This window comes from Rhodococcus sp. P4_F3_2 (assembly GCF_056401335.1).
In genome coordinates this window covers 76,839-96,217 of the sequence record NZ_JBFUJN010000003.1, presented here as the reverse complement: position 1 = coordinate 96,217, position 19,379 = coordinate 76,839, and the positions used below count along the sequence as shown (strand labels likewise).

The 19,379-nt window shown below is 62.7% G+C and carries 18 protein-coding genes and 1 riboswitch; of the genes, 11 read left to right on the top strand and 7 right to left on the bottom strand.

Features of this window, described 5'->3' with window-relative positions:
- Positions 1-95 precede the first annotated feature (95 nt).
- Positions 96-4,280: a bifunctional nitrate reductase/sulfite reductase flavoprotein subunit alpha gene (locus AC1DWA_RS04455; RefSeq protein WP_069146063.1), complete on the top strand. Its 4,185-nt coding sequence runs from the start codon at positions 96-98 to the stop codon at positions 4,278-4,280.
- A 6-nt stretch (positions 4,281-4,286) separates the two neighbouring features.
- Here the strand turns inward: AC1DWA_RS04455 and AC1DWA_RS04450 are convergent, their stop codons facing one another.
- On the bottom strand, positions 4,287-4,751 hold the full coding sequence (locus tag AC1DWA_RS04450; protein ID WP_019747649.1) for a tRNA (cytidine(34)-2'-O)-methyltransferase: 465 nt from the start codon (positions 4,749-4,751) through the stop codon (positions 4,287-4,289).
- A gap of 136 nt (positions 4,752-4,887) precedes the next feature.
- Between AC1DWA_RS04450 and AC1DWA_RS04445 the strand changes: the two genes are divergently transcribed.
- Positions 4,888-5,568, top strand: coding sequence for an excalibur calcium-binding domain-containing protein (locus AC1DWA_RS04445; protein ID WP_020969120.1), 681 nt, complete (start codon positions 4,888-4,890; stop codon positions 5,566-5,568).
- 33 nt (positions 5,569-5,601) lie between these two features.
- A complete protein-coding gene (locus tag AC1DWA_RS04440; RefSeq protein WP_003940770.1) occupies positions 5,602-6,222 on the top strand; it encodes a pentapeptide repeat-containing protein in 621 nt (206 codons plus the stop codon).
- Between the two features lie 6 nt (positions 6,223-6,228).
- Here AC1DWA_RS04440 and AC1DWA_RS04435 read toward each other — a convergent pair whose 3' ends face one another.
- Both AC1DWA_RS04435 and AC1DWA_RS04430 read right to left on the bottom strand, forming a co-directional pair.
- Positions 6,229-6,504, bottom strand: coding sequence for a DUF1905 domain-containing protein (locus tag AC1DWA_RS04435; protein WP_020969121.1), 276 nt, complete (start codon positions 6,502-6,504; stop codon positions 6,229-6,231).
- 31 nt (positions 6,505-6,535) lie between these two features.
- Entirely contained in the window at positions 6,536-7,015 is a 480-nt protein-coding gene (locus tag AC1DWA_RS04430) for a GNAT family N-acetyltransferase (protein WP_081328952.1), read from the bottom strand.
- A 64-nt stretch (positions 7,016-7,079) separates the two neighbouring features.
- Between AC1DWA_RS04430 and AC1DWA_RS04425 the strand changes: the two genes are divergently transcribed.
- The gene (locus tag AC1DWA_RS04425) at positions 7,080-7,937 is read left to right on the top strand and encodes a bifunctional methylenetetrahydrofolate dehydrogenase/methenyltetrahydrofolate cyclohydrolase (protein ID WP_007727401.1); all 858 of its coding nucleotides are present in this window, start codon (positions 7,080-7,082) and stop codon (positions 7,935-7,937) included.
- A gap of 5 nt (positions 7,938-7,942) precedes the next feature.
- On the top strand, positions 7,943-8,227 hold the full coding sequence (locus tag AC1DWA_RS04420; RefSeq protein ID WP_003940740.1) for a DUF3017 domain-containing protein: 285 nt from the start codon (positions 7,943-7,945) through the stop codon (positions 8,225-8,227).
- Between the two features lie 5 nt (positions 8,228-8,232).
- On the opposite strand, the gene AC1DWA_RS04415 is transcribed toward AC1DWA_RS04420, so the two are convergent.
- The 4 genes from AC1DWA_RS04415 to AC1DWA_RS04400 all read right to left on the bottom strand — a co-directional run bounded on the left by AC1DWA_RS04415 (position 8,233) and on the right by AC1DWA_RS04400 (position 13,214).
- On the bottom strand, positions 8,233-8,808 hold the full coding sequence (locus AC1DWA_RS04415) for an SWIM zinc finger family protein (protein ID WP_020969123.1): 576 nt from the start codon (positions 8,806-8,808) through the stop codon (positions 8,233-8,235).
- Complete coding sequence (locus AC1DWA_RS04410) at positions 8,808-10,637, bottom strand: DEAD/DEAH box helicase (RefSeq protein ID WP_241896052.1); 1,830 nt, start codon at positions 10,635-10,637, stop codon at positions 8,808-8,810. The genes AC1DWA_RS04415 and AC1DWA_RS04410 overlap by 1 nt, the downstream gene beginning before the upstream one ends.
- A 118-nt stretch (positions 10,638-10,755) precedes the next feature.
- Positions 10,756-11,892 carry a homoserine O-acetyltransferase MetX gene (gene metX / locus AC1DWA_RS04405; RefSeq protein ID WP_080909701.1) on the bottom strand — a complete coding sequence of 379 codons (1,137 nt, stop codon included), beginning with the start codon at positions 11,890-11,892 and terminating at the stop codon, positions 10,756-10,758.
- The gene (locus tag AC1DWA_RS04400) at positions 11,889-13,214 is read right to left on the bottom strand and encodes a bifunctional o-acetylhomoserine/o-acetylserine sulfhydrylase (protein ID WP_477846089.1); all 1,326 of its coding nucleotides are present in this window, start codon (positions 13,212-13,214) and stop codon (positions 11,889-11,891) included. Before AC1DWA_RS04400 ends, metX begins: the two co-directional genes overlap by 4 nt.
- Positions 13,215-13,357: 143 nt before the next feature.
- Positions 13,358-13,498: riboswitch (SAM riboswitch) on the bottom strand.
- 305 nt (positions 13,499-13,803) lie between these two features.
- Between AC1DWA_RS04400 and AC1DWA_RS04395 the strand changes: the two genes are divergently transcribed.
- The 6 genes from AC1DWA_RS04395 to trpS all read left to right on the top strand — a co-directional run bounded on the left by AC1DWA_RS04395 (position 13,804) and on the right by trpS (position 19,362).
- Positions 13,804-15,027, top strand: coding sequence for an NADP-dependent isocitrate dehydrogenase (locus AC1DWA_RS04395; RefSeq protein WP_019747659.1), 1,224 nt, complete (start codon positions 13,804-13,806; stop codon positions 15,025-15,027).
- Between the two features lie 129 nt (positions 15,028-15,156).
- Positions 15,157-16,365 carry an MFS transporter gene (locus AC1DWA_RS04390; RefSeq protein WP_021332495.1) on the top strand — a complete coding sequence of 403 codons (1,209 nt, stop codon included), beginning with the start codon at positions 15,157-15,159 and terminating at the stop codon, positions 16,363-16,365.
- A gap of 36 nt (positions 16,366-16,401) precedes the next feature.
- A complete protein-coding gene (locus AC1DWA_RS04385) occupies positions 16,402-17,247 on the top strand; it encodes an exodeoxyribonuclease III (RefSeq protein WP_080909703.1) in 846 nt (281 codons plus the stop codon).
- A gap of 26 nt (positions 17,248-17,273) precedes the next feature.
- Positions 17,274-17,807, top strand: a complete 534-nt coding sequence (locus tag AC1DWA_RS04380) for a guanyl-specific ribonuclease (protein ID WP_477846118.1) — start codon at positions 17,274-17,276, stop codon at positions 17,805-17,807.
- On the top strand, positions 17,807-18,301 hold the full coding sequence (locus tag AC1DWA_RS04375) for a barstar family protein (protein ID WP_046378292.1): 495 nt from the start codon (positions 17,807-17,809) through the stop codon (positions 18,299-18,301). The genes AC1DWA_RS04380 and AC1DWA_RS04375 overlap by 1 nt, the downstream gene beginning before the upstream one ends.
- A gap of 26 nt (positions 18,302-18,327) precedes the next feature.
- Positions 18,328-19,362: a tryptophan--tRNA ligase gene (gene trpS / locus AC1DWA_RS04370; RefSeq protein ID WP_003941025.1), complete on the top strand. Its 1,035-nt coding sequence runs from the start codon at positions 18,328-18,330 to the stop codon at positions 19,360-19,362.
- Positions 19,363-19,379 lie beyond the last annotated feature (17 nt).

The following is a 19,379-nucleotide window of genomic DNA, read 5'->3' as shown; positions in this document are numbered from 1 at the left end:
TGATTGATACGCAACATCGAGCATGAACTCCCGAAACAACTGCATCCGAAGATAGAAGTCGACCTTGATCCTCGGTCGAAGGGATGCATGAATCGATGGGCGCTCAACTCACCACCACCAGTGTCGACACACTCTGCGCGTACTGCGGGGTCGGCTGTGGTCTTGTCCTCGACATCATCACCGATCCGGAGACGGGACGCCGGAAGGCTGCGAAGTCTTCCGGTCTGAAGACACATCCCACCAACTTCGGGCGTCTGTGCACCAAAGGGGCCACGACCGCAGACATGCTCGCAGGTCCAGGGCGAATGGACTCTGCATATCGCCGTCCGCGCCGAGGGGATGCGATCGAAGCCGCGGACATGGACGCCGTCATCACTGACACCGCCCAGCGTCTACGGGCAATCATCGACGAGCACGGCCCCGACGCATTTGCGTTGTACGTGTCCGGGCAGATGTCTCTCGAAGCCCAGTACTTGTCGAACAAGCTGGCCAAGGGATTCATCGGGACCAATCAGATCGAATCGAATTCCCGGTTGTGCATGGCGAGTGCCGGCACCGGCTACAAACAGTCTCTCGGGGCCGACGGACCGCCCGGTTCCTATCAGGACTTCGAACACGCCGACGTGTTCTTCGTGACCGGCGCGAACATGGCGGACTGCCATCCGATCCTCTTTCTGCGGATGCAGGAGCGGATCAAGGCAGGCGCGAAGTTGATCGTCGTCGACCCTCGACGCAGTGCCACCGCCGACAAGGCGAACTTGTTCCTGCAGATCGCTCCCGGCACCGATCTCGCGCTACTCAACGGACTACTCCACCTGCTCGTCGTGAACGGCCACACCGACCCTGACTTCATCGCCGACTTCACCGAAGGCTGGGAGGTGATGCCCAGTTTCCTCGCGGAGTACACCCCGGAGAAGGTCAGTGAGATCACCGGTATCCCCGAAGCCGACATCCGCACTGCAGCGCAGTGGATCGGTGAGGCTGCAAACTGGATGAGCTGTTGGACAATGGGTTTGAACCAGAGCACCCACGGCACGTGGAACACCAACGCCATCTGCAACCTTCACCTTGCGACCGGTGCGATCTGCAAGCCCGGCAGCGGTCCGTTCTCGCTGACCGGGCAGCCGAACGCCATGGGTGGGCGTGAAATGGGCTACATGGGTCCAGGTTTGCCCGGCCAGCGTGCAGTGATGGTCGACGCCGATCGCGAATTCGTAGAGGAGAGGTGGGGGATCCCGCAAGGCTCGCTGCGCACCGACATCGGCGGTGGCACCATCGACATGTTCTCCCGCATGGCGGCGGGTGACATCAAGGCATGCTGGATCATCTGCACCAATCCCGTTGCAACGGTAGCCAACCGAAAGACCGTTATCGACGGCTTGGAGAAGGCTGACCTCGTCATCACCCAGGATGCGTTCCTGGGCACCGAGACCAACGAATACGCCGATGTTCTGCTGCCCGCCTCACTGTGGACAGAGTCCGACGGAGTGATGATCAATTCCGAACGCAACCTGACGCTCTTTCAGCAGGCACTGGATCCGGTCGGGCAGGCGCTGCCTGATTGGCAGATCATCGCCCGGATCGCCTGCGAGATGGGGTATGTCGAGGCGTTCACCTACACCTGTGCCGAAGAGGTGTTCGAAGAGATCAAGCAGTTCTGGAATCCGAAGACCGGCTACGACTTACGCGGCGTCACCTACGAGCGCCTCCGCAAGACATCAATCCAGTGGCCGTGCCCGCCAGACAGTGATCAGGACCGTCATCCCATCCGATACGTCAATAACGGTGTCAGTCAAAGGCTCCTGATCCGCGAGGACGGCAGCACTCCGCGGCTCGCATTTCCCACCGCCACTGGCCGTGCGATGTTCTTCGCACGGCCGCACATGCTTCCCGCCGAAATGCCCGACGACGACTATCCATTCCTGCTCAACACCGGTCGTCTCGCGCACCAGTGGCACACCATGACCAAGACGGGCAAGGTCGCCAAGCTGAACAAACTCAACCCAGGTCCCTTCGTCGAGATCCATCCCGACGACGCCGCCAGGCTCGGCGTCGTCGACCAGGATGCGATCGAGGTTGCCTCACGCCGCGGTCGCGCTGTGCTTCCCGCCGTCATCACCGACCGAGTGCGTCCGGGGAACTGCTTTGCCCCATTTCACTGGAACGACGCCTTCGGCGAATATCTGTCCATCAACGCTGTCACCAACGACGCCATCGATCCAGCCTCGCAGCAACCGGAGTTCAAAGCCTGTGCTGTCACTATGACGAAGGTCGCCGTGAACACACCTGAAACAGTGCTCGCCGAGGCGCCGCTGGTGGCTTCCGCGCCAGCTGATCGGGCTTTGTCGCGAACCGATGTCCTCGCGGATGTCATCGGTCAAACAGGAACACCTGCAGTGGTATTCGATGCGCTCCAGCAGAGCTACCTGGCCGGTCTTCTCGCCGCGTTGCGTGCGGACGCCGATCGCACTGCCGGGGTACCGACGTTGCCGTCGACGGCGCCGTTCGATGCCGAAAAGCGGATGTGGGTCGACGGGGTATTGGCCGGCCTGTACTCGCGAACCTCGCTCCCTGACACCGACGGGCCCGCGTTGTCCTCGGCTCCGAGCATTGCGACAGAACGCGCGCCGATCGTGGTGCTCTGGGCATCGCAGACCGGAAACGCGGAAGAATTTGCCGCCGCCTGCGCTGCTCGCCTTGGGGAAGTTGGCTTGCCCGTGGTGATGCATGCAATGGACGAGTTCCCGGCCGCCGACCTGGCGGCCACCCGAGAGGTCCTGTTGATCACCAGTACCTCCGGTGACGGCGAATCCCCGGACAACGGCAGCGGTTTCTGGGATGCGTTGGCTGCTGACACGGCGCCCCGCATGGCCGAGACACGGTATGCAGTCATCGCTTTCGGTGACTCGAACTATGACGACTTCTGTGGGCATGGACGAAAGCTTGACGCCCGCCTTGGTGAACTGGGGGCCAGTCGTATCGTCGATCGCGCCGACTGCGAGCCCGATTTCGAGGACACCGCTGCTGGTTGGCTGGACTCTGTCACGGCTGAACTTCAGCGCTCGGCGGCTGGTGAGACGGCCGACGTCGTCGTTGCAAAGAAGAATTCTGGGACAACCGTTGCGGCCACGCCGATTTCACCGGCGATGTCGGCGCCGCTGCAGTACAACAAGAAGGCGCCGCTGACCACAGCCTTGACGCGCAATGTCGTGCTCAACCGGCCAGGCTCTTCCAAAGACGTGCGGCAGTTGGGCTTTCACCTTCCGGACGACACGGTCAGTTACGAAGCTGGCGACGCTCTCGGAGTCTGGCCCCGAAACAGCTCTCCGTTTGTCGACGAGTGGCTCACCCTCACCGGCCTCGACGGTGAGGAGGTCGTCGAACTGGGGCAGTACGGCGATATGACCCTGCGTGCCGCGCTCACCGAACGCCTGGAGATCACTCGAATCTCGAGCGAGATGATTCGGTTCGTGCATCAACGAACTCGCGACGCGGACCTCGCCGAGTTGATGAAGCCGGAGAACATCTCCACGCTCAAAGACTGGTCGTGGGGACGACAGTCCGTCGACGTACTTGCGCAGTCACCCGTTCGTGCCTCGACGGACGAATGGCTCTCCCTCCTCAAACCGCTTCAGCCGCGGCTGTATTCGATATCTTCCAGTCCGAAGGAGAACCCACGCGAAGTGCAGCTGACGGTGTCCGCGGTGCGCTACAACGTCGCGGGTGTCCCACGGCGTGGGGTGTGCTCGACCTACCTCGCAGACCACGCCCACGATGATGACATCGGCATCTTCGTGCAGAAGTCGACCCATTTCCGGCCACCGTCCGATCCCGAAACCCCGATGATCATGGTCGGTCCGGGAACCGGCATCGCGCCGTTCCGTGCTTTCCTGCATGAGCGTCGGGCATTGGGGCACACGGGCCCGAACTGGCTGTTCTTCGGGGAACAGCACGCCGCGACCGACTTCTACTACCGCGAAGAAATCGAAGAATTGCGGAAAGACGGATTCCTCACCGAACTCGACCTCGCATTTTCCCGGGATCAAGCCGACAAGGTCTACGTGCAGGACCGGATGCGTGAGCGCGGTGCGCTGCTGTGGGAGTGGTTGCAGAAGGGCGCCCACTTCTACGTCTGCGGCGATGCCAACCGGATGGCCAAGGACGTCGACAGTGCCCTCAACGGGGTGGTCGCTCAACACGGAAAACTGGCACCTCGTAGTGCGGAGGCGTACGTGAAGGCACTCTCGGCCGAGAAGCGGTACGTCCGAGACGTCTACTGACGTCGATCAGACGGCGCCCTTGAACCCGTGCTGACGCCACGCCTCGTACGTCACGAGGGCGGCAGCGTTGGACAGGTTGAGGGACCGGCGTCCGGGAAGCATCGGGATACGCAGGCGCTCGGTGATGTGTTCGTCCGCCAATACCTCTTCGGACAGTCCGGTGGGCTCGGGCCCGAACAGCAGGACGTCGCCGGGTTGGTAGGCGATATCGGCATAGGACGTGGTCGCGTGCGCGGTGAAGGCGAACACGCGCGCGGGCGTGACGGCTTCCCACGCCGCAGCAAGGTTCTCGTGGACCGTGACAGTCGCCAGATCGTGGTAATCCAAGCCTGCGCGCTTGAGTTTCGGCTCCGACAAGTCGAACCCGAGAGGCCCGACCAGGTGGAGTTCGCAACCGGTGCCCGCGACCATGCGGATCGCGTTTCCGGTGTTGGGTGGGATGCGGGGCTCGTGGAACATCACTCGGAACACTCGAGGAACTGTACCGGGCGTCGTATCGGTGCCCGCGTCCGTGAGAAGACCGGTCGGGAAGTGTGGGCGAATTGGTAACAAACCGGCCAGTCCGTGCGAATCTATTTCCGGCACTCTTCGCAGAACGGACATTTTGATGAACCCTCCCGCCGGTTGGAACCCCGACCCCTTCGACCCCACGATCGACCGTTACTGGGACGGTCAGCAGTGGACTGCACAGACACGGCCCAAGGGCGTCGACGCACCCACTCAAGCCTTCGGCACTCCCACCCAGGTCTTCGGTGCTCCCGGTTCGCCGGTGCCGGACGCAAACGCCGAGGAAGGCAAGACGCGGCGTAAGTGGCCGTGGATCGCCGGCGCAGCAGTCGTGGGGCTGGTTGCCATCGCCGCGGCGACGGGCGCGGGCAAGTCGGAAGAATCAACGACGCCTGCTGTGACCTCTTCCACGACAGCGGCGGCGACGACAACCAAAAGCACGGTCCCGTCGACGACGAAGACCACGACGTCGTCCCTCTTGCCGACGACGACAACGATCGTGCCGCCACCGACGACGACAACCGTGGCAATCGTGCCGCTGGTTCCGCAGGTTCCGGTAACCACGACTACGCCGTACGTTCCGCCCGCCCCGGCGTACACCCCGCCGAAGACAACGGAACCCGCGTACGTTCCGCCGCCGGCAAAGGTGCCTGATGCAGGGGTGTATTACGCCAACTGCTCAGCGGTGCGAGCGGCTGGTGCTGCCCCGATCTACCGCGGCGATCCCGGCTATTCGTCCAAGCTTGATCGTGACGGTGACGGCGTGGCCTGCGAGACCTAGGCGATCGAAGCGGTGTCGGTGCGGCGGGGCAGTATGGACGGCATGCTCCCCGAAGAATCCGACGACGTCGTCGGCGAAGACTATTCAGACGCGCGGCTGGCCGGGCAGAAGTGGCGTCAGCGCACTTTCACCAATTGCAATTTCCGAGATGCCGACCTCACCGGACTCACGACGGAGTCGGTGGTGTTCACGGATTGTGATTTCACCGGCACCGATCTGGGGGAGTCCGTGCACACGGGAACGGCGTTTCGCTCCTGCAATTTTGCTCGGACCAGCCTGTGGCACAGTACGTTCCGAAACTGCAGTCTGCTCGGGTCGACGTTCGACGGTTGCCGTATCCGGCCGTTGACGCTCGACGAAGTCGACTTCTCGTTGACCTCACTCGGTGGGGCGGACCTGAGGAAGATCGACTTCACCTCATGCCGATTCCGTGAAGCGAACCTGGTTCGGGCCGACATGCGGGGCGCGGTGCTGGCGTCGGCGGATCTGTCCGGTGCTCGTACGGGTGGACTCAAACTCGAAGGTGCAGATCTGCGCGGCGCGCGGATCGATCCGAGCCTGTGGACGTCCGCATCCGTCGGAAACGCGCAGATCGAGTTGATGCAGGCGGTGGCTTATGCGTCGGCGCACGGTCTTGTCGTAGACATGAAGTAGAGGCGCCTAGCTCTCCACGCGCTCCTCGAGGCGCACTGTCACCATCTCGCCGGTCTCCTTGCCGATGGCCTTGCGAAGATCGGCTTTGACCGGCAGCTTGTGGTTGCCGTCTCCCAGCGCCATGAACGAACTCTGGAACGGATGTCCGTCGATCGTCCCGCGTACCTTGACCAGGCCGCGGGTGCCGAAGAACTCGGCGGACTCCGGCCAGATCACGTAGGTCCACCCACCCTTGGCGTCACTCTTCTGCAAGGTGGCCGTGAATTCCTTGTCCAGCAACATGATGACTGTCCCTTCGGGTCGTACCTTGTGATCAGCGGATGAATTCCCGTGCGAGCAGATCCATCAGCAGTCCGTCCTTCCACACACCATGGCGATCTCGCGAGTACTCGCGCATCACCCCGACGTCTTTGAACCCCACCGATCGGTAGCAAGCGATGGCGACGGAGTTGTCGACTTCCGGGTCGATGACCAGACGGTGGAATGCGAGGTCGTCGATCAGGTGGGCACACAGCACCCGAATCGATTCGCGACCGAACCCTTGGCTGTGAAAGTCGGGATCGAGGAACAAGTCGAGCCCGGCGTGGCGGAAGTCGGGGTTGTCCTCCGCCTCGTACCACTGGATGAAGCCGATCAGGCGGTCGCCGTAGAAGATGCTGTAGCGCGTGGTGCCGGCCTCCGGCGCTGCAGGCCAGTCGTCGTCGGGATTTTGCCACCACTGCACGACGTCCGGGTGCAGGTGAATTGCCCGCAGACGGGCGTGATGATCGGGCGCGACGGGGGAGAGGAGCACCCTCGGGCCGCGTAGTTCCGGAGCCGTTGTCACTCATCGACCCTAACCTGGAACAATGGTCGCCGTGACTGCAACGATCCTCGACGGCAAAGCTACCCGCGACGAAATCTTCGAAGACCTGAAGGTGCGGGTGAGCGCTCTGAAGGCAGAGGGCATCACACCCGGCTTGGGCACCATCCTGGTGGGCGACGACCCGGGATCCGCGGCTTACGTGCGCGGCAAGCACAACGACTGCGCCAAGGTCGGTATCAATTCTTTGCGACGCGATCTGCCTGCCGACATCACGCAGGAACAGCTCAACGCGACGATCGACGAGCTCAATGCCAATCCCGAGTGCACGGGCTACATCGTGCAGTTGCCGCTCCCCAAGCACCTCGACGAGAACGCGGCCCTCGAGCGTATCGACCCCGACAAGGATGCCGACGGCTTGCATCCGGTCAACCTCGGTCGACTGGTGTTGGGCAAGGAAGCCCCGCTGCCGTGCACCCCACGTGGAATCCTCCACCTTCTGCGTCGCTACGAGGTCCCGATTGCCGGTGCACACGTGGTGGTTGTCGGACGCGGCGTCACGGTCGGTCGTCCGATCGGATTGCTGCTGACGCGTCGTAGCGAGAACGCGACGGTCACGCTCTGCCACACCGGTACCCGCGATCTCGCGGCCGAGGTTCGCCGCGCCGACATCATCGTCGCTGCCGCCGGCGTTCCCGGCCTCATCACCGCAGACATGGTCAAGCCCGGGGCAGCGGTCCTCGACGTCGGCGTCAGTCGCACCGACGACGGCCTGCGCGGCGACGTGGCAGCCGACGTGAACGAGGTCGCCGGCTTCGTCTCACCCAATCCCGGTGGTGTCGGACCGCTGACCCGCGCGTTCCTGATCACCAACGTGGTCGAGCGCGCCGAGCGGGTTCTGGCCGGAGTCTGAGTCCGATGTCCTCACTGGTCGGCCTCGCGAAGAAGAATCTGCCCATGCTCGCGGTCCTCGCCGTGATCGCGGCGGCCGTGGTTCTCGTGCTGGCCGACCGGTGGCGTCGCGGCGCCCTCGTCTTCGGTGTTGCCGTCATCATCGGAGCTGCCGCTCGGTGGTTCGTTCCCGAGAATCGTGTGGGGTTGCTCGCGGTGCGTGGAAGGGTCTTCGACACTGCGGCGATGGGTGTGATGGGTGTGTTGATCGCGACGCTCGCCCTGACCATCGATCCGCTCGGCACCGACTGAGAAGATCAGTCTCCGTAGAACGAGCGAATGTCGATATCACTCAAGGGGATCCACTCCGGTGAATCTGTGGATGTCGACTTCTTTCCAGCCTTGACCGGTGCACTTCGCAGCGTCACCGCAAGTGCAGGTTCCTCGTCGATTCGCCCGGCCAGGGCGTAGATCGCGGCGAGATGGTGAACGCACGGCGAGCGTCGACCTGAGCAGTCGCAGCTGGCAGTGCACTCCGAAAGATCAACGGCTACTGCGATATTTCGAGCCTGCAGTTCGGTGACGATGCTGTCCGGCAGTTCGCCGGTGGAGACGGATCTGTTGGCCTTTCCCGCCGAACGGAGAAGGCTCTTCACTGCGGCGATTTCGGATTTGGTCCAGAGCGGGACAGAAATTGTCACCGACGAGGTTTTTGCTTTGGTGCTCACCTCCGCGACGACGGTCCCCGATGAGACCACGGTGAACTCCACGGAACCGTTGCGTGCGAGGGTACGAGCCGTCGGCAGGGACGGGTTCGGACCGGATGCCGCGGTCCGCTCCACTGTGCGCAGCCATGCTCGACCCCAAGCGGTGACACCGAATTCGTTGGCCATCAGATGATCACCGCGCCGTCGAGTTCGAGGAGTTCACGCAGTTCGGTGTCGGGTAGATCAGCCAGGGCGGCCTCGACGTTCCCGGAAACAGCATCGGCCACAGCTCGTTTGGACTCGTGCATCGCTGCGATGTGATCCTCGACGGTACCGCCCGTCACCAAGGTGTGGACGTTGACGGTGCGCTTCTGGCCGATGCGGTGTGCCCGGTCGGTTGCTTGATCCTCGACGGCTGGGTTCCACCACCGGTCGTAGTGCACGACGTGACTTGCGCGCGTGAGGTTGAGGCCGAAGCCGGCGGCGCGCAAGCTCAGAATCAGAACCGGTGGTGAATCCGTGTCGTTCTGGAATGCGTCGACCATCGCGTCGCGCTTGTCGGTGTTCAGGCCGCCGTGAAGGAACGGGATTGCGCCGATTCCCAACTCGGAGCCCAGGTGCCGCGAGAGCATCTCGCCCATCGTCCGGTACTGCGTGAATATCAGCGCGCGATCGCCGTCGTCGACGATCTCGGCGATCATTTCCGTTGCGCGGTCGAGCTTTCCGGATCTTCCGTAGAGGTCATCCGTATCGCCGGTGACCTGCGCCGGATGATTGCATACCTGCTTGAGGGTGGTCAGCAGTGCAAGGATATTGCCGCGCCGGGCAATTCCCGTACCCAAACCGGTGTCGAAAGCATCTGCAACTGCAGACCGATAGATGCGCGCCTGTTCCGACGTCAGAGTGCACGAGACGGTGGAAAATTGCTTGGGCGGAAGATCCTTGGCCACTGTGTCTTTGGTTCTGCGCAGAATGAACGGATCGATGACCGCGGCAAGCCTGGTCGCCGCGGTGGCCGATCGACCGGATTCGATCGGTACGGCAAAGCGTTGACGAAACCGTGCGCGAGTTCCGAGGACTTCGGGATTGGCGACGCGAAAGAGCGACCACAATTCTTCGAGGCGGTTCTCCACCGGCGTGCCGGTCATCGCTACCTTGACGTCGGCCGACAACTGCATTGCTGCTTTCGCTGCCAGCGAAGAGGGGTTCTTGATCTGTTGTGCCTCGTCGAAGACCACTGAACTCCAATGGATCGGGGCCAATTGTGCTGCGTCGGAACGCAAGACGCTGTAGCTGGTCAGAACCGTGGTGCCGGCAGGAACACGAGTGGGAAGTGTGCGAGCAGTCCCGTGATGAACGTGTAGTGGCAGATGCGGAGCGAATCGCTCGATCTCGCGGCGCCAGTTTCCTATCACCGAGGTGGGACACACAACCAGGTGCGGACCGTCGTCGGCGCGGATCGCGATCATCGAAATCGCTTGCAGTGTCTTGCCCAAACCCATCTCGTCGGCGAGGATTCCACCGCCCGAACCCGACAGTGCAGTCAGCCAGGCAACTCCGTGCACTTGATACGGGCGCAATGTCGCCTGAATCTTTGCTCGGCGAAGACTCTCGATGGCCGCGCGCGCTTCCGTGAACAATTGCACCGTCGACCGGGCGCTTCTGATTCTCGTGTCGTCGCGCTCGATCGCGGCATGCGCTGCAGTCGGAATGTCATGTGCGCCGGTGTCGATGACGCGCTTCCATGCGAGCAACGACGGTCCGAGGTCGTCGCGACGTGCATCGAGGGTGTGCAAGGCGTCGATCGCGGTGGCGAGGTCGAGCAGTTGCGCTTCGACATCGGTCGCTGTGATCGACTCGTCGACCGGGATCGCCAGCCGGCAGATGCCCGGCGATCCCGTCGGCATCCCCAGCGCCGACAGACGCGCTGCCGGATCTGTGTCACCCCAGAACGCGAAGGACATGTGCTCGGGAATGTACGTAGCCTGCAGGCGCGTCGAGCATGGCTGATTCACGTTCGCCGATGCTAGCCGCGCCGGCTCAGGGACGCCAATGAAAATGTCGGGAAAACCTGCAGATCAGCTGTGGTTTTCCCGACATTGACGGATCCTGAAATTGTGCCTCTGTGCCGGATCAGCGGGCCGTGCGTGCGAACTCCATCGTTCGGCGAAGCAGTCCGGCGACAGCGTCCGCCTCCGTCAGGAAGCCGTCATGGCCGTCTCTGGACTTGAGAATCTCGAGGCCAGTGCACGTCGAAATGCCGTCCGCGATCTCCTCCTGCAAACGAAGGGGATACAGCCGATCCGAGTCCACGCCGCCCACGACGACCGGCGCCGTGATCGATGCCAACGCCGCTACAACGCCGCCGCGTCCACGACCGATGTCGTGCCGGTTCATGGCCTCGGTCAGGAGGACGTACGTGCTCGGGTCGAAGCGGTCGACCAGCTTGTCTGCCTGATGTTCCAGGTAACTCTGGACGGCGTATCGTCCACCGTTCCAAGGATTTTCGTCGTTCTGAGCGGAGTTCTCGAAGCGCGCATCCAGTTCGGACTCGGTGCGGTACGTCAGGTGCGCGATGCGACGGGCGATGCCGAGTCCGGCGCGAGGTACCCGCCCCGTTCCGTGGTAGTCACCGCCCTGCCAATCCGGATCGGAGACGATGGCAGCGATCTGCGTCGTCTGGGTGCCGATCTGATCTGCGGTGGCCCGTGAACCGGTTGCGAGAACCAACGCGGAGCGAATGCTGTCCGGGTAGGTAACTGCCCATTCGAGGGTGCGCATGCCGCCCATGGATCCGCCGACTACCGAGGCCAACTGGTCTATCCCGAGGAGATCGACGAGCTTCTTCTCCGCCGCGATCTGATCCCGGATGGAGATCTCCGGGAACCTGCTGCCCCACGGCTTGCCGTCGTCGGCCAGCGAACTGGGACCGGTCGTGCCGCGACAACCACCGAGGACATTGGTTGCGATGACGCACCATTCGCCGGTGTCGATCGGTTCGCCGGCGCCGACCATCCCGTTCCACCAACCGGGGGAGGGCTGATTTGCGGAGATCGGTCCGGTGACGTGTGAGTCTCCGGTCAGTGCGTGCTCGACGAGTACGACGTTGTCGCGGTTCGGGGACAGCTCACCCCACCGCTGAACGGCGAGCGAAACCGAGGGGAGTACCGCGCCGCTCTCGAGTTCCAGGGCGCCGATGTCGACGAACCCCACCTGGCCGTCGGGCGGGGGAAGGAGGTCGATCCTGGGCTCCAATTCGTTCACGGTCACGAGTTTGCCACCGCAGCCAGGCCGACGGTGATATCGGCGATGATGTCGTCGATTCCTTCGATACCGACCGCGAGGCGAACGAGTCCGGGTGTGACACCGGAGGCGAGCTGCTCTTCGGGGGTGAGCTGCGAGTGTGTCGTCGAGGCGGGGTGGATGACGAGTGAGCGAACGTCGCCGATGTTGGCGACGTGGCTGTGCAGCGTCAGAGCGTTGACGAACGTCTTGCCCGCATCGATACCTCCGGGCAGCTCGAAGGTGACGATGGCGCCGGTTCCCTTGGGCGTCAGCTGCTTTCCGCGTTCGAACCATGGCGAGGAGGGGAGTCCCGCGTAGGAAACGGAGGCCACCTCGCCGTGGCCGTCGAGGAATTCGGCGACCTTCTGTGCATTGGACACGTGACGCTCGATGCGCAGGCTCAAGGTTTCGATGCCCTGCGCGATGAGGAACGCGTTGAACGGCGCCACGGCGGAGCCGAGATCGCGCAGCAGTTGGACGCGCGCCTTGAGTGCAAACGCCGGCGCGCCGAGGTCTGCGAAGGTGACGCCGTGGTAGCTGGGATCAGGCGTCGTGAAGTTCGTGTGGCGACCCTGCGTCCAATCGAAGGTGCCGCCGTCGACGATCACGCCGGCGATCGCGGTGCCGTGTCCGCCAAGGTATTTGGTGGCCGAGTGAACGACGATGTCGGCGCCGTGTTCGAGTGGGCGGAGCAGGTACGGCGTCGCGACTGTGTTGTCCACGATCAACGGAAGACCGTTCTCGTGGGCCAGCGACGAGATGCCGGGCAGGTCGAGGATGTGGTTCTTGGGATTAGCGATCGTCTCGCCGTAGAACGCCTTCGTGTTCGGGCGAATGGCTTCGCGCCACTGCTCGAGATCGTCGGGATCCTCGACGAAGGTGACTTCGATGCCCAGCTTGCGAAGGGTGTAATGCAAGAGGTTGTACGTGCCGCCGTACAGGTACGGGCTCGAGACGATGTGGTCGCCGGCTTCGGCAATGTTGAGGATCGCGATGGTTTCGGCAGCCTGACCCGAGGAGAGGAGGAGTGCGGCGACTCCGCCTTCGAGGGCGGCGATGCGCTGCTCGACGGCGTCCTGTGTGGGATTCATGATCCGCGTGTAGATGTTGCCAGGCTCGGCGAGGCCGAACAGTGCCGCAGCGTGATCGGTGCTGTCGAAGACGTAGCTGGTGGTCTGGTAGATCGGCAGAGCGCGCGCATTGGTGGCGGTGTCCGCTGTCTGCCCGGCGTGCACCTGCTTGGTCTCGAACGACCAGTTCGCGGTCGGATCAGAAGTTGCTGCGGCGTCGGCTGTGTTGTCGGTCATGATTTGTTCACTCCAGTGGTCTGACGGATAGATGTCGGACGGGGGCGAAGGATCGCCGCCCCGTGCTGGGGTCTATCTACAAGTGCGACACATACTGAGTTACCTCCGTGGGGCTCGGCCCGGTCTGGGGTCCGTCCCTGTCGGACCCGCGCTTGTCACCCGAATTGCGGTGGAACTGCGTGAGCAGATCCACGTCGGGAAACCTGGTCATCACCCGGGGCACCCCACCGCGGTTGGAGGGTTGCCGTCCAGCGAGCCGGGGCTTGACGCTGGCACTCATGACCAAGTCGGATTCTACCGGGAAGTGAGCGCAGTCCTGACGCGGGGCGAATTGTGAGCCGCAACCGCACGCGAGACAGAGCGACGCAGCCCACTAGCAGGCAAAAGTTACTCGCGAGTAGAGACCGATGGGTGGACCTGCCGGTTGCGGCCTCACGGGTTAGCAGTACGCTTGTCTTGTTTGGGACTCATCTCCCGAGATCAGTCCACACCGTCTAGGTTTGATAATCGAACCGTTCGCGGACCCACTCACAAAGTGTGACCGCAACCGTGTAACCAGGGAAACTTCCTAGGAGGACGCGAAGCACCCATGTCCAAAATCAAGGTTGAGGGCACCGTCGTCGAACTCGACGGCGATGAGATGACGCGCATTATCTGGCAGTTCATCAAAGACAAGTTGATCCATCCGTATCTCGATGTGAACCTCGAGTACTACGACCTCGGTATCGAGTACCGCGACGAGACCGACGACCAGGTCACCATCGACGCAGCGCACGCGATCCAGAAGCACGGCGTCGGCGTCAAATGCGCCACGATCACGCCGGACGAGGCACGTGTCGAGGAATTCGGTCTCAAGAAGATGTGGCGTTCCCCGAACGGAACGATCCGCAACATTCTCGGCGGCACGATCTTCCGCGCACCGATCATCATCTCCAACGTTCCGCGACTCGTTCCGGGCTGGACCAAGCCGATCATCATCGGCCGTCACGCATTCGGCGACCAGTACCGCGCCACAGACTTCAAGGTCCCCGGCCCCGGCAAGGTGATGATCACCTACACGCCTGAGGACGGCAGCGCACCGATCGAGCACGAACTGGTCAACTTCCCCGAAGAGGGCGGCGTCGTCCAGGGGCAGTACAACTTCACCACGTCCATCCGTGACTTCGCTCGCGCGTCGCTCACCTACGGACTGCAGCAGAACTACCCGGTGTACCTGTCCACCAAGAACACCATTCTCAAGGCGTACGACGGTGCCTTCAAGGACATCTTCCAGCACGTCTACGAGACCGAGTTCAAGGCTGAGTTCGATGCCGCAGGTCTGACCTACGAGCACCGCCTCATCGACGACATGGTCGCTTCCGCACTCAAGTGGGAGGGTGGATACGTCTGGGCATGCAAGAACTACGACGGCGACGTCCAGTCCGACACCGTGGCCCAGGGCTTCGGCTCGCTCGGCCTCATGACGTCGGTTCTGCTGACACCGGACGGAAGGACCTGTGAGGCAGAGGCTGCTCACGGCACCGTGACGCGTCACTACCGTCAGCACCAGCAGGGCAAGCCCACCTCGACCAACCCGATCGCGTCCATCTTCGCGTGGACCCGCGGGCTCGAGCATCGTGGCAAGCTCGACAGCACCCCTGAGGTCATCGGCTTCGCGCAGGCGCTCGAAGACGTTGTCATCAAGACCGTCGAAAGCGGCCAGATGACCAAGGACCTCTCGATGCTGGTCGGCGGCGATCAGGGCTACCTGACCACCGAGGAGTTCCTCGGCGCACTCGACGTGAACCTGCAGAAGGCCATGGCCGCGAAGTAGATTCACTGTTTCACCTTCTGATGGGACGTCCGGGAAACCGGGCGTCCCATTTGTGTTCGCGGTCTCACGTGAGTGAACTCACCCGCTCTCACTTGGAAGTTCAACCAGGTGTGAGACCACAATTGATCAGTGACTTCGTCTACCCTCTCCCGTTCTGACACCTCGACACCCGGGGTTCGTTCCGCCAGAGGTCCAGCGATGCTCGCTCTTGCCCTCGGCGGTTTCGGTATCGGCACAACCGAGTTCGTCGCCATGGGATTGCTCCCGGAAATGGCATCCGGGCTCGGCGTCTCGGAACCCATCGCTGGTCACGTGATCTCGGCGTACGCGCTCGGGGTTGTCGTCGGTGCTCCGCTGATCGCTGCTCTCACCGCACGGGTACCGCGCCGCACCCTGTTGATCGCACTCATGGTCGCATTCACCGTCGGCAATGCCGCTTCGGTCTTTGCGCCCTCGTACACGACGCTGATGATGGCTCGATTCGTCGCTGGATTGCCGCACGGCGCGTACTTCGGAGTCGCCGCACTGGTCGCCGCTCATTTGGCCGAACCAGGTAAACGCGCGAAGGCCGTGGCGATGGTGATGATGGGTCTGTCCGTGGCCAATGTGATCGGGGTGCCGGTCGCGGCCTGGATCGGCCAGGCACTCGGCTGGCGCAGCGCCTTCGCCTTGGTCGCCGTGATCGGGGTGGCAACCGTTGCTTCGCTGTTCGTCTGGATTCCGCGGTTGGACGGTATGCCGGTGACGAATCCGATCACCGAACTCGGGGCGCTGGGCCGCGTTCAGGTGTGGATGACCCTGATCGTGGGAATGGTCGGATTCGGCGGGATGTTTGCCGTCTACACCTACATCAGTACGACGCTCACCGACGTGTCCGGTCTCGGTGCTTCGTTCATTCCTCTGGCGCTCATGCTGTACGGACTGGGCATGGTCGCCGGCAACTTCGTCGGTGGATACCTCGCGGATCGCGCACTGATGAAGGGTTTGTTCCTGTCGATGGGATCCCTCGTGGTGATCCTCGCGGTCTTCGTGATCGCCGTGCGCAATCCGTACACGGCGCTTGTCTTCGTCTTCCTCATCGGGCTTGCCGGGTCTTCGATGGTTCCTGGCCTTCAAACACGGTTGATGGATGTCGCCGAGGACGCTCAGACCTTGGCTGCGTCTCTCAATCACGCCGCGCTGAACATCGCCAATGCCTTCGGAGCATGGATCGGCGGCGTCGTCATCGCTGCCGGTTACGGGTATACCGCACCGGCAGCGGTTGGGTCGTTGCTGGCCGTCGCGGGTCTCGTCGTGCTGGCGGTTGCGGTGATTCTGCAGCGTAGGGCCGTGCGCTGACCTGGGCGCCCATCCGCGTCGGTGGAATCGGCTACGGTGCTTGCCGTGCCACAAACTGCTGACTCCCACATTCTTGCGCCCCACACCATCACGTCCGTGAACGTCAACGGCGTTCGAGCAGCTGCCCGCAAGGGCATGCTCGATTGGCTGGAGAAGACGTCGGCGGATTTCATCTGCCTTCAGGAAACGCGTGCGTCGGACGATCAGCTTCGCGAGACTCTCGAACCAGCGCTCGGCAACGGATGGTTCCTCGTCTCCGCCGAGCCGTCCGCGAAGGGACGCAACGGAGTCGCTGTGCTTTCACGCACGGAACCTGACGCGGTGCGGATCGGTCACGGCGACGACGAGTTTCTCGACGCCGGTCGATACATCGAAGCCGACTTCGCGGATCTGACCGTCGCGAGCCTGTACCTGCCCTCCGGTGAGGCGCTCACGCCGAAGCAGGAGGAGAAGGAGCGGTTCATGGCGTCCTTCGCAGTTCACCTCGCCTCCACCGCTGCGGCGGCCGAGGCTGCCGATCGTCACGTGGTGGTCAGCGGCGATTGGAACATCGCGCACACCGAACTCGACCTCAAGAACTGGAAGACCAACAAGAAGTCTTCGGGATTCCTCCCCGAGGAGCGCGCCTGGATGGATCTGCTGTTCGCCGAAGATTCCGCGTGGGTCGATGTCTTCCGCACCCTCCATCCGGGTGTCGACGGTCCGTACTCGTGGTGGTCGTACCGCGGCAAGGCATTCGACAACGATTCGGGTTGGCGTATCGACTACCAGGTTGCCACCCGCGGATACGCCGAACGGGCCAAGGTTGCCATCGTGGAACGCGCTGAGTCCTACGACCTCCGTTGGTCGGATCATGCGCCTGTCACCGTCTCGTACCGGTAGGAGCGCTCGTGCCTGAAGGACTGAAAATGCCGAGCGCAAAGACGCGCAACGCCATCATCACCGTCGTGGTGGCGGTGGTGGCGCTCGTACTGGCGGTCACCCTTTCTTCACGTGACTCCGACGGTTCGGCGTCGTCGGTTGCGAAGTCCTCGAGTGCCCAGTCCTCGACTGTTCAAGCCAAGCCGGGTGCTACCACCAAGGCCGCGCCGTCGAGTTCCGTGCCCTCGAGCTCCGCGCCCTCCAGCTCCGCCGTCAAGACAACGCAGCAGACGAACAGCGATGCGCCGACGCGCGTTCTCGCCACGCTCGTGGAGATCGACGCCGGGCGGTGGCCGGATTCCGCCAATGCGCCGGGCACCAAGGGCGGCATCACCTTCCGCAACAGCGAAGGGCGTCTGCCCGCTGTCGGTGCCGGTGGCGGACGTGTCGTCTATCAGGAATGGGACGTCAACGCGAAGAAAAACGGCCAAGGTCGTGATGCCGAGCGAATCGTCACCGGTAACGACGGTTCGGCGTGGTACACCCTCGATCACTACGACACGTTTGTGAGGATTCGCTGATGTCGGACTCGTCTACGGTCAGCGTGGCGCAGTGGCTGGATCCGTCTTCGGATGTGGCTTCGGTGGCCCTGCAGAGCGACCCGGCCGTTGCGGATGATCTTGCACGTGAACTTCGTGGCGAGAATTTTGTCGTTCGGGTGGTTCGCGGAGAGAACATGCGAACAACGGCGCAGGTCTTCGACGAGTTCGCGGCAGCCTTCCAGTTTCCGTCCCACTTCGGGCGCAACAAAGACGCTTTCGACGATGTCATGCGCGATCTCGACGACGTACTCGGACTCGGCGCCGGATATGTAGTTGTGATCCGAGGTGCGGGTTCTCTACTGTCCGAGCAACAGGATCAGTTGGAGTGGTTCCGCGAAACGATGGACTTCTACACCGAAGAATGGGAACCCGTCGTTTTCCGGACCGTCTACCAGTTCGGTGCGGAGGACCTCACCGCCCACGGTGAAGACCTCGTCGAACTCGACTACCCGGGCACCACGCCACTGCACTGATTTCCACTCGTGAAAAGATCGGAACCATGTCGACCCCTGCAGAACAGAAGCCCACCGCAAAGCCTCGCGTGCTTTCCGGAATCCAGCCGACGTCGGATTCTTTCCACCTCGGCAACTACCTGGGTGCGCTGCAGCAGTGGGTTCCGTTGCAGGACGATTTCGACGCTTTCTACTTCATTCCGGATCTTCACGCCATCACGGTGACGCAGGACCCGAAGGAATTGCGTCGTCGCACCAAGGTTGCGGTGGCTCAGCTCCTTGCGGTGGGGATCGATCCGGATCGGGCGACGCTGTTCGTACAGAGTCAGGTTCCCGAGCACGCACAGTTGGCGTGGGTCCTGAACTGCATCACCGGTTTCGGTGAAGCCAGCCGTATGACGCAGTTCAAGGACAAGTCCGCCAAGCAAGGCAGCGACAACGCCAGTGTCGGTTTGTTCACGTATCCGGTTCTGATGGCCGCGGACATCCTTCTGTACCGCCCGCAGCGAGTTCCGGTGGGTGAGGATCAGCGTCAGCACCTCGAACTCGCACGCGATCTGGCCGGCCGGTTCAACACCCGCTACGGCAAGGCGTTCGTTGTTCCCGAGCCGCAGATCATCAAGGGCACGGCAAAGATCTACGACCTGCAGGATCCGACCGCCAAGATGAGCAAGTCCGCCGCCAGTGCGGCCGGACTGATCAATCTGCTCGACGATCCGAAGGTGTCGGCAAAGAAGATCAAGTCGGCCGTCACCGACAACGAGCGCGAGATTCGTTTCGACCCGCAGGCCAAGCCGGGCGTCAGCAACCTGCTCACCATTCAGTCGGCTCTCTCGGGAGTGCCGATCGAGACTCTGGTGGCCGGTTACGAGGGCAAGGGGTACGGCGACCTCAAGACCGATACCGCTGACGTGCTGACCGAGTTCGTCACCCCACTCAAGGCGAAGGTCGACGGTTACCTTGCCGACGAGGCAGAGCTGGATCGCATCATCGCGGCTGGAGCGCACCGCGCCCGTGAGGTGTCTTCACGCACTCTCGCCGCTGTCTATGACAAGGTCGGATTCCTGGCACCGAAGGGCTGACTTACGCGAATTCGGAC

What these genes read in the sequence shown, in the direction of transcription:
- AC1DWA_RS04435 (WP_020969121.1), bottom strand. Translation starts at nt 6,504, where the DNA reads ATGTTGCTGGACAAGGAATTCACGGCCACCTTGCAGAAGAGTGACGCC.
- AC1DWA_RS04395 (WP_019747659.1), top strand. Translation starts at nt 13,804, where the DNA reads ATGTCCAAAATCAAGGTTGAGGGCACCGTCGTCGAACTCGACGGCGAT.
- AC1DWA_RS04380 (WP_477846118.1), top strand. Translation starts at nt 17,274, where the DNA reads ATGCCGAGCGCAAAGACGCGCAACGCCATCATCACCGTCGTGGTGGCG.
- AC1DWA_RS04455 (WP_069146063.1), top strand. Translation starts at nt 96, where the DNA reads ATGGGCGCTCAACTCACCACCACCAGTGTCGACACACTCTGCGCGTAC.
- trpS (WP_003941025.1), top strand. Translation starts at nt 18,328, where the DNA reads ATGTCGACCCCTGCAGAACAGAAGCCCACCGCAAAGCCTCGCGTGCTT.
- AC1DWA_RS04415 (WP_020969123.1), bottom strand. Translation starts at nt 8,808, where the DNA reads ATGGCCAACGAATTCGGTGTCACCGCTTGGGGTCGAGCATGGCTGCGC.
- AC1DWA_RS04400 (WP_477846089.1), bottom strand. Translation starts at nt 13,214, where the DNA reads ATGACCGACAACACAGCCGACGCCGCAGCAACTTCTGATCCGACCGCG.
- AC1DWA_RS04445 (WP_020969120.1), top strand. Translation starts at nt 4,888, where the DNA reads ATGAACCCTCCCGCCGGTTGGAACCCCGACCCCTTCGACCCCACGATC.
- AC1DWA_RS04375 (WP_046378292.1), top strand. Translation starts at nt 17,807, where the DNA reads ATGTCGGACTCGTCTACGGTCAGCGTGGCGCAGTGGCTGGATCCGTCT.
- AC1DWA_RS04440 (WP_003940770.1), top strand. Translation starts at nt 5,602, where the DNA reads ATGGACGGCATGCTCCCCGAAGAATCCGACGACGTCGTCGGCGAAGAC.
- AC1DWA_RS04420 (WP_003940740.1), top strand. Translation starts at nt 7,943, where the DNA reads ATGTCCTCACTGGTCGGCCTCGCGAAGAAGAATCTGCCCATGCTCGCG.